Annotated in this window: 1 protein-coding gene; it reads right to left on the bottom strand. The window is 56.0% G+C overall.

Features of this window, described 5'->3' with window-relative positions; all coding sequences use genetic code 11:
- Positions 1-257 (bottom strand): sigma factor-like helix-turn-helix DNA-binding protein (locus tag KVT38_RS33840; RefSeq protein ID WP_306795387.1); only part of this gene is annotated, 257 nt, incomplete at both ends.

Genomic DNA, 257 nt, shown 5'->3' with positions numbered 1-257 from the left:
AACGCCTTGGCGATAGCCCATGCTTGTTCCTCGTTGCGCCGCATGGGATCGATCGCTTCCGCGCCGCCGTCTTCTTCGGCCGATCCTTGAAGCTTTTCCTTTGCCCTGCTCAAAATTTTGCGGCAATTCGCTTCGGACTTCTGAACGATGTCCGCGATTTCACCATAGTTGAAGTCGAGCGTCTCGCGAAGCAGGAAAACCGCGCGCTCGACGGCAGTCAGCCTCTCCAGCATGACGAGCATCACATACGTGATGTT

Source organism: Cohnella sp. GbtcB17 (assembly GCF_019091135.1).
Lineage (GTDB): Bacteria > Bacillota > Bacilli > Paenibacillales > Paenibacillaceae > Cohnella.
This window is presented reverse-complemented; position numbering and strand designations above follow the sequence as displayed.